Raw genomic sequence first — 16478 nt, forward strand, 5'->3', positions numbered from 1 at the left:
GGGCCAAAAATCGTTGTCATCTACGAATTGTATATTTGTTGACACTAGTTCAATCTGACGAAAGGCAGATGAGCAATGACTCTGGTCTAGAGTCCTATATTCTATCCCTGAAATATAGTTGACAGTCGAAATTACTATATACCTTGACACTAACTAAGCACTTGCATCCAAAGTAACTCATCACATTGACACTTTATAAACTTAGAGGTTTACAAGTCTCCTAGGGCGCTTTCTAGGCTTTCCGAAATGTCCTTGTATAATCTATTAAACTGCACTGCTTGCTTCATGTTTATCCCTTATTAATAAATACTTTTAACTACTCACAGTTCATTGCTGATGCGTACATCAATTTCTTATTGAATCGACACAAATAATCACGAAACTGCGCTGCATGCTCTTTGTCCATAAGCCTTTCGATGAAAACCTCACTATCTTTTACTTAGTTTTTTAGTCTGCTTATTTCCAGCAAATTTATCTTGCACTTCCAATGGAATTCCTAACTTTTCCGAAATCCAGGCTTTATCTTTGTAACCAACAAAGTTTAAATATTGAAACTGTAATACAGAAGCCTTTAACAGTCTTTCAGCTAAAACCTCTCCCTTGAGGACTCTCCAAGTTTGCTCCAATTCTTTCCTTGGGATACTACTTTTATTCGACTTAAATTCCAGCTGGATGTTGGCATTTATAAGACTATATGCCGGTGTTAAAGTGTCTTTATTTAAGTCATTAAATAGTCCAATAAGCTCCCTATGCCCGATGGATGTGCTTATCTTTCTTATTACGTTAAAAGATAGGTTATAAACCAATTGAATAAATGACTGTTTACTCAACTCCGCAATTCTTTCATCACTTAAATCTGAATGATCCTCAATGAATTTATGGATTATTTCGATAAGTTCAGACTGGATGTTTTTAGTTGATGTGAGGTAAAAGCTCAAAAAGCGTAACCCAACATCAATCGCTTGTTTGGCTAAATCATTTAATTGCTTTTGCTCTATAGAAGCATGCCTATTTTTTATTATTTGCCCTATTATTTCGACACTTCTAACGGAACGTGCTACATCTCTTAATGACTCAGAGATCGTTGTGACTTCATCATCAAAGCTAGGATCAGAAGTCATTTTTTTGTTAGCTTCTACCTTATCTTTTTCAATGAATCGCTCTTTTCGGTTATCCAATACGTTACTTCTATGTTTAATAACTAGATCTGGAATCTCGTCTAGATAATCGCGTAAAAACTCAGTGTCTTCCTTCCCTAGCTGAGCCTCTTTTTCATCTTTAAATATATTAATTGTTCGTTCAATTATTTTATTTATTACCTTTCTACTTCTTGTATGGTGTGTAATAAAAATAAGAATATTTGAATGCTGCTCCATATGCAGCTTATCGCAAAGTGAATCGATAAAAGACACTGCATCTTCACTGTCCGCCATGTACTTGGCAACGTAAAAATAGAAGATATAGCGATATTTAACCTCAATTCCCTTATCTGACTCCTTAAGAAGCTTTGCCAAAATAAGGTTCTGAATTACTTCATCGTGGGAACTAATGACATAGTTTTCACTGTAACTATTCTGGAATGACTTTAATTGAGCATCATCTAAACATGATTGCTGCGTTTCATACATGAAATATGACAAGTGAGTCAAATAGTTAATGTATTTATCTATTTCACTTGCTTTGATTTTTGCCTTCTTAAGGTTTTCCTGAATTAATATTTGGTAGCAGTATCCATGAGAAGTTAGAGAATAGTCCTGAGTTTGAGTGGATTCTAAAGCTTGCACTATCATCAATATGAATAAAGGCTTCGCAGGTACGATGTTTTTTCGAATGATCGCATCCAATTGACTCGTCGCAACATCTACAGTTTCGATCAACTCTGCGTCCTGAATTTGCTCTTGTCTACCAATGGAGTACCAAGTTCTTAATAGCTTATCCCTTCGTTCATAGCCCATAGGTAAAATTTCGAAATGCTCAAAGCCATCGAATAATGAAATAATTTCTTCTTGGTATTGAATAGAATCTTCAGAAAGAATAATTAAATGATCGAATAGCTCAGTTGAAGCATCCAAAAAACGCTCAAAAGCTTTTTGATTTAATTTAACTTCGTTTGTATTATCCAATATCAATACTTTATTTTCTTTTGAAGCTAGGTAGGCTCCTAAGTCCATCGTTTCATATTGAAATTTTAAGCTTTTACTAATTACTTTATGTAAATCTGAGCTTGATAAATCAGCTCCATCTAGGTAAACGGGATTAGCACCAGATGCCTTCAACCCTTTATAGGTCATCTTAGACAAAGAAGTCTTGCCACTCTGTTCCTCACCTAATATTAAGGTGAAATTGGATAACTTATTAATATCGGATAAAGTTGACGCACTTCTTGTGACTTCATAGTCATCAATATCATCTTGAATTACCTTTAAATCTTGAAAAACAAAGGTATCGTCTAAAGTAATGTTTTCTTTATGAGGATGTTGAAAATCAATTTCTGTAGCGTTTAAAAAATCTTTAAACTCGCTGGTTAGTGCACCATCACACAACTCAATTTCGATCTTATTTTCTACGTTTACTTTAGCTGCTCTTTCTTCGGTAATATCTGTTATGAGTTTTTTAAGCTCATTGATAACTTGTAGCCAACCTTTACTTTCATTGGCAAATTCTTTTATCGGCTGGCCATCAGTCGGAACACAGGTGAATTCTTTAATTTCACTATCCAACCATGTGCAATGATCTACGATAATAGGAAATACTCGACAATGGTTATTTTCAGCCATTTTCAAAGCCCTAGTGAGCTCTTCTTCAACGCAATAATATGACGCAAGAAAGTCTTGTGTTATGAGTAAACACACAGCATCTGAACTTTCTAACTGAGAAATAATTTCATCATTCAGCTTACTACCAGCAAGCAGTTGTCTGTCATTCCACTCAGATACAGCACCATTTCTTTTAAGTGTTGCCAAAAATTTGCAAAAAGTATTTTTATCTTCTTCATCCGCATGAGCGTAACTAATAAAAAGTTTAATTTGCTCCATCATTTACTCCATTTATTATTCTTTATAGCTTCTCTGCCAAAATTACATCCCACCATAAAACGTGTTCACAAAACCTCTAAACTTCTCGGCAAGCCTTGGTATTACTTTCTTACGCTGTAATACACTTGGGGGCTTTTCCATCGTTGCTACTATGTCTTCACGCAGTGGTTCTTGGTTGTTGAAGATCATGCGCTCAACGAGTTCTTTCACGTTTTCTGGAATAAGGTTTTCTTCCTCAGCCATTTGCTGAGTGGCTTTTTCTTTTTCTACTTCCCAGTAAACTGCAAACGCGTCATCTACTTCTTCAGCTGACTTCACTTCTGGTAAGTTTTCTTGGATGAATTTATCAATTAATTCTTGTTTGCTGCGAAGGTTAGGATCACCACCAATAACCTGCATAAGTGCTTTATATTGATACTGGTATTCTTCTTCAGTGTCTGTCTCTTTGAGCTTGCTAAGCAGCTTTAAGATGTAGGCAACGTTTACTTCATCCATTGCCAGTAGCTCTAGTTCAAAGTCGACTTCTTCGAGAATAGATTCTTTTTCAGGTGCCGTATTTGTTTTAACTTTGTCATAAAGATCAAGGTATTTGCTCTTATAGTCTTCGAGCTCTTGTTCACTAATGTCTACATCATCAAACTCAAAGTCGGCAAAGGTTGAAAGAACGTTACGCAATCGCATTAATTCCCTAAAGGCTTTAACGTATTCCAGCTCCATATGCTCATCTTGCAATGAATCAACACTATCTACCTCTGGCGCAATCTTTTTAAGCTGCTCTAAAGCCTGGTTAAACAGCTTAAGGAATTCTTCATACGGCGGCATTATCACCGTATCTCTGGCGTCTTTGTTTGAGAAGAGTGCTAAGGCTTCGTCTGTGCGCTTTTTAAGGTTACGGAAACAAACAATATTACCCTGAGACTTTTGCTCATTCAGAATGCGGTTAGTGCGTGAGTACGCCTGAATCAACCCGTGATATTTAAGGTTTTTATCAACGTACAAAGTATTAAGTGTTTTGCTATCAAAGCCGGTAAGGAACATGTTCACGACTAGCAGAATGTCGATTTTTCTTTCCCGAACTTTTTTGGAAATATCGTTGTAGTAGTTATAAAACGATTCGCTGTCTTTCGTGGTATAGCTACAACGGAACATCTCGTTGTAATCGCCAATGAACTGTTCTAGCTTATCTCGGCTATGGCTATATGCGGCCTGAGGTTCGGCAACTTTATCCAATACGGCGTCATCTAAGCCATCAGCGTCTGGGTCTTCTTCATTGGCAGCATAGGAGAATATCGTCGCAATTCTCAGGTTGTGTTTACCTTCAGCCTTTTTCTTGGCAAACAGCTCATAATACTTAATTAAGGCAGGTACGCTCGACACACAAAACATGCCAGTAAATTCTTGGCTATGCGTTTTGCGTTTATGCTGAGCAATGATGTAATCAGTGATCTTTTCCAACCTAACATCAGATTCCATCAGCTCTTTGGTATCAATGCCTTCAACCTCAATATCCACCTCATTAGCGCTGTCTTTCTTCTTATAGCGGCCAACGTACTCAATATTGAATTTGAGCACGTTCTCATCCTTAATCGCATCAACAATGGTGTACTTGTGAAGTGGCTTATGGAATAAGTCTGTCGTGGTGTATTTACGAGATGATTTTGACACCGCATTCTTTTCCAGAATGGGTGTGCCGGTAAAACCAAACATTTGATGATTAGAGAAGAACTGAGTGATCTTCTTATGGGTATCGCCAAACTGACTGCGATGGCATTCATCAAAGATAAACACCATATTTTTATCTTGCACCGGTTCCATTCGTTTAGAGTAACGCTTATGGCTAATGGCGTTATTAAGCTTTTGTATAGTAGTAACAATTAGTTTGGTATTACGTTTTTCGTTAACCTTATCCGCAGGAATTGGCGCGTCAGTAAACTGGTCTACTAACAACTTAGTGTTATCAGTGCTATCAACGCAACCTTTGGCAAAGCCATTAAATTCTTTACTGGTTTGGTAATCGAGGTCTTTACGATCAACCACAAATACCACTTTATGGATGTTGCTATCGCCGGTGAGTAGTTGTGCTGTTTTAAACGAGGTTAGTGTTTTACCAGAGCCTGTGGTATGCCAGATATAACCGTTGAGCTCATCAGCTGCTTGATTCTGAGCTTTTAACTGTTCACGCTCTGCAACTCGTTCAATAATCGCTTCTGTGGCATAGATTTGATAAGGGCGCATGACCATAAGAATGCGGTCAGTTTCGTTCAATACCACATACTTAGTGATCATATCTGTTAGGTGTTGAGGCGTTAAAAACTCGTCGGCAAACTTAGTTAATTCGGTATAACGCTCATTTTTAACATCGGCCCAGAAGAAGGTTTGTTTAAAGCTTTGTTTGCGATTATTGGCGTAATACTTAGTATTGACTCCATTTGAAATAACAAATACCTGAACATACTGAAATAAGCCATCTTCAGCCCAATAAGAGTGGCGCTGGTAACGGTTAATTTGGTTAAACGCCTCTTTAAGCTCTAGTCCTCTGCGCTTAAGTTCAATTTGAACCAGCGGCAAGCCATTAACCAGTATGGTAACGTCATAACGGTTTTTATAATGGCCTTCTACCGTTACTTGCTGAGTTACTTGGAAGTGATTCTTACTAAAGTCATCATTAAGAAACCGAACATAACCAACGGTGCCATCGTCCTTGTTTATTTGTAGCCTATCACGCAGCATTTTAGCTTTATCAAACACGTTGCCTTTTGATAAAGCATTACGAATTTGCTTAAGCTCGTTATCGCTAATATCAAAGCCATTCAGCTTTGAAAGTTGCTTTCTAAGGTTAGCTCTAAGCGAATTAACATCGGTAATTGCTGCTTTTTCAAAGTTACCTTTAACAAGCTGAGCAACTAAGTTATTTTCTAATTCTTGTTCTGACTGATAGGCCACATTAACTCCTTGTACTTCTAGTCCTTAAACAAACATCTGCTGCAATAAGCCTTTTTTAAAGGTTTGCGTTAGTTCAATTTGTTGGTGTACCGCATCTAGCTTTTTGTCTAATGCCTCTGCAAACTCAGCAATTTTGGCTTGTTCTTCATTACAAGGCATTGCAAATTTTATATTTTTTAGTTCATTAAAGGACAGTACTACCTGGGAAGTTCCAACAGCCTGCCTGCCAAACTTATTTTTATGAAACCTTGAAAGCTCTACAAAGAATTTATTCTGTTCATTCTTCATTTTAAATACTGGATAATATGTACTAATTATTCCGGTATAGCCGAGTTCATTCAGGTTAAAAAAGAACTGTCTGTCATCACTTCTTGAACGGTAAGTTAAATATCCATTGGGAATAATGTTAAATCCTAAATTAGAACGGTCTGTTATTCGTCCTTCACCATAATATTCAGACTGTTTCATTAGCCCAGTTCTGGAGGAAGTCAAAACTTCAAATTGGTTTTCTTCAGTAGATCTTTCCTTATATTCTTCAATCCAGTTTCCAATCCTTTCCTCTTTCCACGATGGAAAATTATTACCTGCTTCATCTTTAAAGCTAATTTCTTGATTAAACAGCTTCTGCATAACACCTTTTTTATATTCAACAAGTAAGTTGTATTTCTCTTTAAGTATTACCAGCCTATTATCTAATAGCTTAAGAAACTTAGATATTTTTTGTTGCTCGTCAATAGAAGGAAAAGGTAGTTTGATCTTTTTTAGTTCGTTTAAGGATAGTACTGTTTGAGATGTTCCTACACTTCTTGAACCTATATAAAAAGAGTGGACGCTACATAATTGTGTGAAAAAATAACTATCTACGTCATTTAAGGCAAAAACAGGGTAGTAACTACTAATAATACCTTTAAAACTAAAAGGGTTGATATTGAAGTAAAAGCGACGATCATCACTCCTTGAGCGATAAGTTAGTTCACCAGGAGAAATCACATTAAACCCTATATTTTCTCTAGAGGTGATTCTTTCATTTCCATCATAGTAATCTGTTTGCCTCACTAAGCCATTTCTAGAAGAGGTCAAAATTTCATGTTGATCTTGAACAGACGACTTTTCTTTCTTTTCTAAAATTGCATTACTAAGAGTTGAAGTTTCCCAATCACTATTAAATTCTGGAAACCTAATCTTTGGTTGCTTGGAGAATTGCTTCATTATTATTCTCCAACCAAACCAGCAATATTTAGTTGTTTACAGAATGAATATATTTCAGCATCTAAATCAACCATTGTTTTATCAATAACTTTAACTTCTTTAGCTACTTTATCTATGTTAACTGTTGGTTCAGGTTCAAACATATCCACATATCTAGGAATGCTTAGGTTAAATTCATTATCTTCTTCAATATCCTTTGTTTTTGATACATAAGAAAAATGCTTTTTAAAATTTCTATCTCCGTAAGCATTTAAAATATCTTCTAAATCCTGCTCTCTTAAATAACTTTGGTTAGTCGTTTTTCCAAATTTTTGGCTAGCATCAATAAATAGAATATTGTCACTATGTTGACGGTTTTTCTTAAAAACTAAAATGCAAGTTTGAATTGGTGTTCCATAGAAGATGTTGGCTGGCAAACCAATTACCGCATCGAGGTAATTCTTATCTTTAATTAAATGTTTACGGATATGCCCCTCAGCAGCACCTCTGAATAAGACGCCATGCGGCAATACAACGGCCATAGTGCCATCATCATCAAGTTGATGAACCATATGCTGCACAAAGGCAAAATCGGCTTTTGAAGCTGGAGCCAGCTTACCGTAATCCTGAAAACGCTCATCGGTTAAAAAGCCAGGCGCTGCACTCCATTTTGCCGAAAACGGAGGGTTTGCTACCACCGCTTCAAAGCGCTTTTCAATATGGTGTGGCTGTTCTAACGTATCGTCTTGTTGAATATCAAACTGGCGATAATGCACTCCGTGCAAAATCATATTCATGCGAGCAAGGTTGTAGGTACTAGGGTTAGATTCTTGTCCGTAATAATTACCGACTTCTTTAACTTCTTTGGCGACACGTAGCAACAATGAACCTGAGCCACAGGTTGGGTCGTAAACGCTTCGCAATTTGTCTTTGCCCATAGTTACCAGCTTGGCTAGAAGTTTGGATACCATTGGCGGAGTGTAGAACTCACCAGCTTTTTTTCCTGCACCAGAGGCGAATTGACCGATTAAGTATTCGTAGGCATCACCTAATACATCAATTTCGGTTTCGTGATGTAAGAAGTCGATATCATCTAAGTGAACAAGGATTTTCGAAATCAGCTCGTTTTTGGCTTTTTCCGTTTTACCTAGCTTGTTTGACGTTAAATCTAAATCATCGAACAGACCATTGAAGTCATCTTCAGATGCCGTACCCATGGTGCTTTGTTCGATATGGTTAAGCACTTCAGATAAGGCTTCTAGGATAAACTCACCGTTTTCACCTTTTTGCGCAAGCACATGGAATAGCTCGCTCGGCTTTAAAAAGTAACCTAAGTGATCAATAGCTTCTTCTTGGATGGCCTCTAAGTATTCTTTGCCTTCATCGGTATTTTCATCGATAGCATCAAACTTAATACCGTCTTCTTTTAAAAGCTCATCAGCGTATATATCCATACGCTCAGACAAATACTTGTAGAAGATAAACCCTAAAATGTAATCACGAAATTCATCGGCACTCATGTTGCCACGTAAGGCGTTGGCAATATTCCATAACTGCTTTTCGAGTGCTTTTTTGTGTTGTTCAACCATCTTGGTTCCTGTTCCTAGTTAAGTTGTTGGCCTGGTGTTATTGAGAAGTCGATTAAATCGACCAGGCTGTTTTTATTCTTCAAATACAATTGGTACTCATCGCCAGTTAACGTTGCATTGTCTGTACAATCAACATTCCACTGGCGGAGTAAGTAATTTGCTAAAGCGGCTCGAACCTCAAGGCGCAGCATGCCCTTTGTCATGCCGTAGTCCATTTCAATAGCCTTGCTATGGGGAAGTCTTGGATGAGGTACTAGCTGCAATTCACACAGCGAATTCCAAGCACTATCCATGTCGACCAGCTCATTACTTTTAGGCTCCGTTTCTTGCAGTTCGATACGCTTGAACCGTGTGCAAACAAAATCTCTAAACGCTTTGCTTTTACGATCATATGCTCGCACATGCCACCGATGGCCGTTATTAACAATGGCATGTGGTACTAACTCCCGTTTGGTTTCACCGCTGCTAAGAGACTCATATTCACACTTAATCGCTGAATTCGAGTAAATCGCTCGCATGATGGCCGAAATGATTTCAGCGTTTGGATGAACCAGCCGAATCGCATCAAAGCATGCCGATGACTTCTCTTGTGGCAACGAGAAGCCATCTCCAAAGCCTTTAGCTAATGTTCTAAGGGTTGACTCAGGATCGTGTTCGAAAATGGCTCTGAATACGTCTGAGCGCACATATCGCTTATTTTCATGCATGAGCACAGCATTGTCTGGTGCTAATTCTCTATATAGAGAAAGATCGCGAGTACACGAAGCTAAGCCAGTTCCAAATTTTTGTATCAAGTCAGCCCTTGCTATTTGCCCAAAAAATTCAAGACTAAAGTCAATAAAAGCAAGACGTTCACGCTGTGCATGATTCAGGTTTTCTAGCTGCATACTTTGATAAAACCAAGTTTTAATCAAAGTACATTAGCTTAAACGGCTAAAAGGAGCAATCAAATTGATGTAATCACTTTGATTGCTTTAAAGTTGATGTGGTGTAGGCTAATCAATAATTGATAAAACGAAAGTAGGAAAAGCGATGGATCCTGAATACAGCTCAGACAGCCTTAATTCATTAATCAATGGCTGTAGGCATATGTAGTTGTATTAGATATTACGTATAGCTGGGGCAATGCCCTAGTTCCAAAGAGCTTAAGAAATCTTAAAAAATAATACTTTAAAGTTGCCCAAACTTTTAATGCGCTGGCCTTTTTGCCCCAACCCAAGCAGCTCTGAACGATAAACTGTATTAGTCCTAATTTGTTATTAACCCATATTTACTTTTTCAACTTCTTCTCCAGTTGCTCGATCTGATCTAGTAAGAGCAATTCTCTAGCAAGAGACTGGTACAACTTGCCCTCGACATCCCCAAGGCGAGCTTGAAGACGCTCAACTTTACGCCGCTCCCTATTAAATTTTTCCTTAGTAGACAACGTACTCTTGATACTTGCAGCCCTATAAGACTCTATCAGGCTAATGACTTCTTGATGCTGTGGCCGATTCTTTTTTAAATAGCCACTATCAAAGCCAGCTTCTTGACTAATAACAGCCGCAGTAACCTTATTCCTTGGAAGATCAATGAACTTAGATATTACTGGTTTGTTTGCCTTGATACGCTCTAATGCCTCAAAACACTTTGTTACTCCTTTGCTCATTTGTGTTTCCTATGTTCACGTTCTTGAAATGCAATTAATTCCCTAAGTTCTGCCTCTACAACTTGATACTCTCCGGAGTCCGGCTCTAAGAGTTCTATATACTTAGTTAACTCTATAATTTGCTTGGACACATTCTTAGGTTTAATCACAGCATTAGAGCAAGCCAAGCAACTTGTAAATTCTCCAAGCATGCGGCTATCGCATTTTTCAACATTAGTACACCCTCCTAACAAAGTTTCACGGTAATAAACCTCGCCTCTACTCACAGCTTCTTTAGTTTTCTGCCGAACAGTTAGAATGTCTACTGGACTCTCTTCAGTTTTGATATCACAACGCTGTCTCTGAATGTAATTACTACTCTTGCCATAAAGTTGATCGTCGGTGCGAATAAGCTCCGTGATTAAACTCTCAACTACAACTGCAACCCGAGCCTCTTTATAATCAAATACAGTATGTCCGCGAGGTAGGTCGAACGTGTTCGTTTTAGGGTTAAAGTAACCAAAAATAGAACTAATATTTTCATAGTTCCGACAATAATATTTGGTCATACTAGAAGCTATATGTTTAAACTGAACAGTCAACGTTGGAAGTGACACAAAACCTGAGTTGGCAGCATAGAATGCCAATGAACGACGAAATTGGTGCGCAGTTATTGGCCAGGGCTCACCTAGGACAAACGAGTTACCGAGAAGCTGTTCATCTGGGTTTGTCGCTCTTAGAACGTCTAGATCTTCCTGCCTTATTATGAGAGAGCTATACCACGTTGGTTGATGTTTTTTGGGCTTAAATACAGTTCGAACTCTAGATTTACCTTTAAGATGATTAGGGCTAACAAAAAGAGTATTGCTAAAGTCTTTATGCTCAGAATTAGCAAAGCCTAGATTTATCGCTTGAAGAATGTTAACTGCCTCCTTGACATCTTTGTTGGCCAACCAGCTCGCAGCCTCCTTGATACCAGTGTGCTTTGTTGTGTACGAAACAAGGTTAAGGCTCTCAGCCTGAATGGCAACACTACCATCGTTATCAACAACCGATGGAGAGAGCACCTCTTCGCGGATACAGTTAAAAGGCATATTAAGTGCTTCTGATATGCGCATACCGGTATACAGAACTATGATATGGAGACAAACATATTGAATTTTATATAAAGAAGTAATAAGTGTAGCTAAACTTGTTACGCCGTATCGTTTTACGAGTAGCTCACCCAAATGGTGCTTTTGAACGAGCTCCGGAACAGTCAAACTATAGTCTCTCTTTGAAACACCCAGCCGTTTTTGACTAGAGTACTCACGCCCGACAGATTTATTCTCAAATTCTGTAATCAAGTGGGTCAATCGCAGTGAATAGCGAGCAATCAATTTAACATCACTAGATAAGCCATTAACAAACTCAAGATATAATCCTCCTGGAATTACCGGGTGCTGATTATGACTTCGTGCTTTCTTTTCATCAAAATCAATGGACAGCACTGTAAAGCCAAGGTACTTCTGGCTCACTGTGCGAAAGCTGTTGAAGGTATCGATTACTACTCTATTCGTATAAACCTTTGGGTTAGTTTTTGCATATAAAGAAAAGTAGTACGCATTGGAAAATAAGTCCCTTAAAGTGAGCGCGTGAAGATTTTCCTTAGAGTTCACTTTGATACAGAAACGCCCCATTGCACCTACTACATAAAAATACTTTCGAAATGCAGCGACCGAAATACGGCCGAAGCGCCCACCTCTCCTTACGTATAGAAGGGTTAAAAGGAAATGTTTTGCTTCTTCCAGCACCTTATTTTCTATAGCGCCATAGTTGCTGCCTATTCCAAGGGTTCGCTCGAAATCAAATACTGGTTCTTTATTTGGGGATAAAGAGTAAGGACTGAGATCCCATATATTATTTTTGTATGTACTCAAAACCCCATTACTGTCTTGGCTAATAATAATACTCGGATCTGGCAAAACTTCAGCCAAATAGACGGGTTCTTGTTTTGCATGTTCTTTGGATATTATTTGGTAGAGCTGGTGCACATATCGCTTGCTCAAAACATTACTCCCATTGACTCGTAACGCCGCAACCTCAACTCCCAAAATGGAGTGAGCTCTCCTAGCTCCCAAACCTTCTTGTAAAGCTTCTCATATGTTTCAAGCGCAAATGATGAGGACGACTTAACATGTGTCAGGATTGCATTCACCCTGATGTGAAGCTTCGAAATATGATCATAATGCGCTTCTAGGTATAAGCCCTTACTTTTTAAGCTACTCACCACAAATGCCAAACTAAGTAACTTATGAATATCGGTTTCGTCAGCGTGACAACAGTAATTAGCGCAATATAAGCAACCATATTGTGTTTTACAGTCAGCTTTAATTAGCGGGGTCAGTTCGCTGTCAACAGGATTATTAAAATCGGAACAATGGCCTGTAGAAATCGGAACATCAGCACCAGCACCAATTGGCGTCTTCACATCTTCAATTTGAACGACTTTAATCTGCTTGGTGGCCTCTTTTACACTCCTCCAGAATGTCACCATTTCTTCGGCTTGAGCACTAGTTTTTGTATTGGTATAAGTATTGAGATTCATTTTCTCACTATGGTTAAGCGAGTCAGCAACCACCTTCGAAGGTACACCTTTCTCATGCAGTACAACCGTCTTTATTCGTCGTATTTCTTGTGGAGTTAACGCTTTCATTCCTTCAGGAAAGAACTTTCCTCTGAGCCTTTTATAGACACGCCCTATGTCATCTGCTATTAACTCCCTAAGAAATGGGGGGGTAGATGAAAACTTTCCAGAGGGCGTCACTACACGAATAAATAAATGTTTCAGCTCATTTTTCGGCATCATTTTTACAAGCCAATTTCTTAACGTTAAATAGCGTTCTAATACTTTGACACCTTCTTTATGCAACCGATAGGAGGTAGGCTTTCCTTTAGCTCGAAATTTTATTGTTTTGAATTCATTGGAGTATTCGGACTTCTTAGATGAAATGCTGTCGACGTTCTCAATTTTAATTAATTCAGTTCTGCTTATACCAGTAAGTATTAAGAAAGCTTCTAGGTAGCAACAACAGGCTAAATCAGCAAACCTCAGCCTTACATGGCTTAACATATTCTCGTTATTGCGTCGCATATTTATAAGAGCATCTTTAATAGTCCAAAGCTGTACCTTACGGACTTTGAGAGGAACTGATTTTACTCTTTCAGGCGCAATGACTACACCAAGTTCATAATCATAGCTATCAATCAAGAATTTTGTATGCTTAGTTTTTACATATCCTTTATCGTTAGGGAAGATGAAATATTCTCGTCCCAGAAACTCCATTTTAAAGGGGAAAAACATTTCACCAGCCACCAGGTTAGTTAATCCCTCGGCTATATCAACTAAAGCCTTAAGTACCTCCCCAGCTTCTTTTGGTGATCTTACCTCCTTCACAGCTCTCAGAGTTTTAAAGGAATAAATGGCCTGTTGTAAATCAAAGCGAATGTCCCCTTTGAACCTCAACTCAAATAAACCCAGCAATGTAGCTTGTAATGAACTAGCTGTCTTTCTGGACCATTTCAACCCACCTGACTTCATTTGCCTTTCTATCTCTCTCGTCCAGAAGACGTAAGCTTTAATAGCATTGACCTTGCTCTCCATAAAGTAAGCATGACCATTTTTATTGAACCACTCTGTAAAATACAAAGCTCTCTGTAGCTTTATACTTTTTGTATTCTCGCGATTTGGGGAAATATATAAATAGTCGAATAAACCTTCCAAAAATTTAATTCGACCTGGCAGCACCTCACTAGAAACAGGAACGTAAACATTTTTATTACCAAAAAAGCCATCTGAAACAACATGCTTTTCAAAGCTTTTATATGCAATAATACCTATATTTAATGGCGCCACCCTCACCTCATCCGAAAGCTTAACGTGAACGGATTGTGGTGAAATAGTATCTATAGCCAATTCATTTAAACGCAAAATGACGGGGTGTAATTCACTCACCTCTTACTCCGGTCATTATTTTTATAATCTCAGACTTATTTGAACCAAACAAAGTGTTCTCGTATAACTCTTGTGCTTGAAGCCTCTCATTAACAGTTGAGAATAATTTTAAATAACTTTCTGTAGTTTCTCGGTGAGAATGATGTAATCGTTTTTGAATTAAACTAATATCGTCACCATGCTTCAACGCTCCCGAAGAAACTAAAGGTCTCAAAGACTCATAAAACTGATGAGCAAAAGTAGCTCTAAGCCAGTGAAAGCTAAAGTTTTTCGGGAGCGCAACATTAGCAGCAATAAGGCTATCCGTTATGGTTTTTGTATTTCCACCAGAGGGTCGAGTCCTAACTTTAAGGTATCTAGGATCGCTTTTTGCCATATAGTGACAATTTCCTTCCCTACTAAGAAAAAGATACATATCATCATTTTTAAGAATGTTACCGTGCAACCTTTCAAATTTTGCTACACGAGACAAGTACGCTTCACACTGTGAATAACGAATCATCATTTCAGCTAGAAACTTTGGAACATATAGTAAGTGTGGCTTACCGAATTTGGTATCAGCTCCATTAGTAGAGCATACATTAAGTCGATACATACCATCCTTGCCAAGATTGGATTCATTGAATTGTCTGAGGTGATGTCTCCTCAGCGTCAAAATTGTTTGTTTTCGCTCCCCCGTTAATAGAGCAATCAAAACCATTAGCCGTTGATCTACTTTAAGCCCTTCCCCTTCAATAGCGCTGAGAAGATTGTTGAATTCATCGCCGACTAATGGCCTAAGATCTTCTCCCTCATCCCTTATAAACCCCACTTCAACTTGTGTAGCTGGCTTTGTTAAGACAGTTTGGCTTCGTTTAATAATTTCTTTTTCTATATAACCAGTGTTAGTACTAATAAAAACACGAAGAGGCCTCGTTACATCGACACGCTCAATTTTAAAATCATGCTTGCCTCTATCAAAAATGTACTTATAAAAATCGTAAATAACTTTTGTTTTTTGATTTAGAGAGCGGCCATTAATTTCATCGCATTCAAGAAGAGACTTAAAGTACCGGTAAGTGGGCCTATTTATCGGGCGCAAGGCTGAAAAATCAAACAGTTCTATCGCTAATCCTTCGCAAAAAATCTTGTAATCTAACAGAGCCCAGGCTGAACGACGTAGCTTGTTACTTATCGACTGAGTTGAAGTAGAGTATTTCGCCATGTGAAACAGAAACATGTTTGCTTCTACCCATGATGAACCGTCTAACTCAAATAAGTAAGGCACTTGATAAATATTATTTTCTTTTTCAATCCACTCATTTGAAAATTCATGGATTTGATATAAGTCAGCTGTAACTGCATCAAAGCTTCCATTCAGACTTCTAGGGATATCCCTAGTGAACATTGAATTACAATGCTCGACAACAGGAATCACCTCAAGGCGCTGTAACCTACCTAGCATATTCAATTGCTCCAGAGTTCAGTAATCATTGAATAAATATTAACAAGCCCAAATATCTTAACTAGACATACTGAGCTACCCTTTGACTTGATATAAAATCAAGCATTTGACACCGGCACTATCCTTTCAATAAAGAATAGAATAAAAACAAACAAAAAAACAAAAAAAACCAATATAAATTAAAATTAATTGTCCATTTGAAATTTAATAAAAATCAAATTTATTGCCTATCTAAAATTTAATAAAATAAAAATTACCGCTCTTAATCTTTACACTTTAATAGCACGCATTATCAAATATTTATCTTGTTGTGTTGATTTAAAAAAATGTCATCTTTTAGATATTGCGTGATTGTACTGTTCGCATGTGAGCAATATGTGCGTGAACGGGAAAATTACCCTCTGACACCCGCAACAGTGCGTAATAATGTGTGTGAGCGGGAAAATTACCCTCTGGCGCCCACAACTGTGCGTGTAATGTGTGTAAGCGGGGAAATTACCCTCTGGCGCCCACAACCGTGCGTAATAATGTGCGTGAACGGGAAAATTACCCTCTGGCACCCACAACCGTGCGTAATAATGTGTGTGAGCGGGAAAATTACCCTCTGGCGCCCACAACTGTGCGTGTAATGTGTGTAAGCGGGGAAATTACCCTCTGG

The 16478-nt window shown here is 38.1% G+C and carries 9 protein-coding genes; all 9 read right to left on the minus strand.

The genetic code is table 11. The features are described 5' to 3' along the window. Positions 1–428 precede the first annotated feature (428 nt). Entirely contained in the window at positions 429–3038 is a 2610-nt protein-coding gene (locus tag C2M36_RS15345) for a toll/interleukin-1 receptor domain-containing protein (RefSeq protein ID WP_105255651.1), read from the minus strand. Between the two features lie 39 nt (positions 3039–3077). Next, entirely contained in the window at positions 3078–5978 is a 2901-nt protein-coding gene (locus C2M36_RS15350; protein WP_105255652.1) for a type I restriction endonuclease subunit R, read from the minus strand. A 24-nt stretch (positions 5979–6002) separates the two neighbouring features. Beyond that, complete coding sequence (locus C2M36_RS15355) at positions 6003–7187, minus strand: restriction endonuclease subunit S (RefSeq protein WP_105255653.1); 1185 nt, start codon at positions 7185–7187, stop codon at positions 6003–6005. Positions 7188–7189: 2 nt separating this feature from the next. Next, positions 7190–8755: a type I restriction-modification system subunit M gene (locus C2M36_RS15360; protein WP_105255654.1), complete on the minus strand. Its 1566-nt coding sequence runs from the start codon at positions 8753–8755 to the stop codon at positions 7190–7192. Between the two features lie 14 nt (positions 8756–8769). Next, positions 8770–9642 (minus strand): WYL domain-containing protein, encoded by an 873-nt coding sequence (locus C2M36_RS15365; protein WP_105255655.1) that lies wholly within the window; start codon positions 9640–9642, stop codon positions 8770–8772. 383 nt (positions 9643–10025) lie between these two features. Continuing rightward, positions 10026–10403: a hypothetical protein gene (locus tag C2M36_RS15370; RefSeq protein WP_105255656.1), complete on the minus strand. Its 378-nt coding sequence runs from the start codon at positions 10401–10403 to the stop codon at positions 10026–10028. Beyond that, a complete protein-coding gene (locus C2M36_RS15375; RefSeq protein ID WP_105255657.1) occupies positions 10400–12430 on the minus strand; it encodes a hypothetical protein in 2031 nt (676 codons plus the stop codon). The genes C2M36_RS15370 and C2M36_RS15375 overlap by 4 nt, the downstream gene beginning before the upstream one ends. Beyond that, on the minus strand, positions 12427–14376 hold the full coding sequence (locus tag C2M36_RS15380; RefSeq protein ID WP_105255658.1) for a hypothetical protein: 1950 nt from the start codon (positions 14374–14376) through the stop codon (positions 12427–12429). Before C2M36_RS15380 ends, C2M36_RS15375 begins: the two co-directional genes overlap by 4 nt. Further along, on the minus strand, positions 14369–15820 hold the full coding sequence (locus tag C2M36_RS15385; protein WP_105255659.1) for a site-specific integrase: 1452 nt from the start codon (positions 15818–15820) through the stop codon (positions 14369–14371). The genes C2M36_RS15380 and C2M36_RS15385 overlap by 8 nt, the downstream gene beginning before the upstream one ends. Positions 15821–16478 lie beyond the last annotated feature (658 nt).

The organism is Pseudoalteromonas sp. T1lg75 (assembly GCF_002964705.1).
Taxonomy (GTDB): Bacteria; Pseudomonadota; Gammaproteobacteria; order Enterobacterales; family Alteromonadaceae; genus Pseudoalteromonas.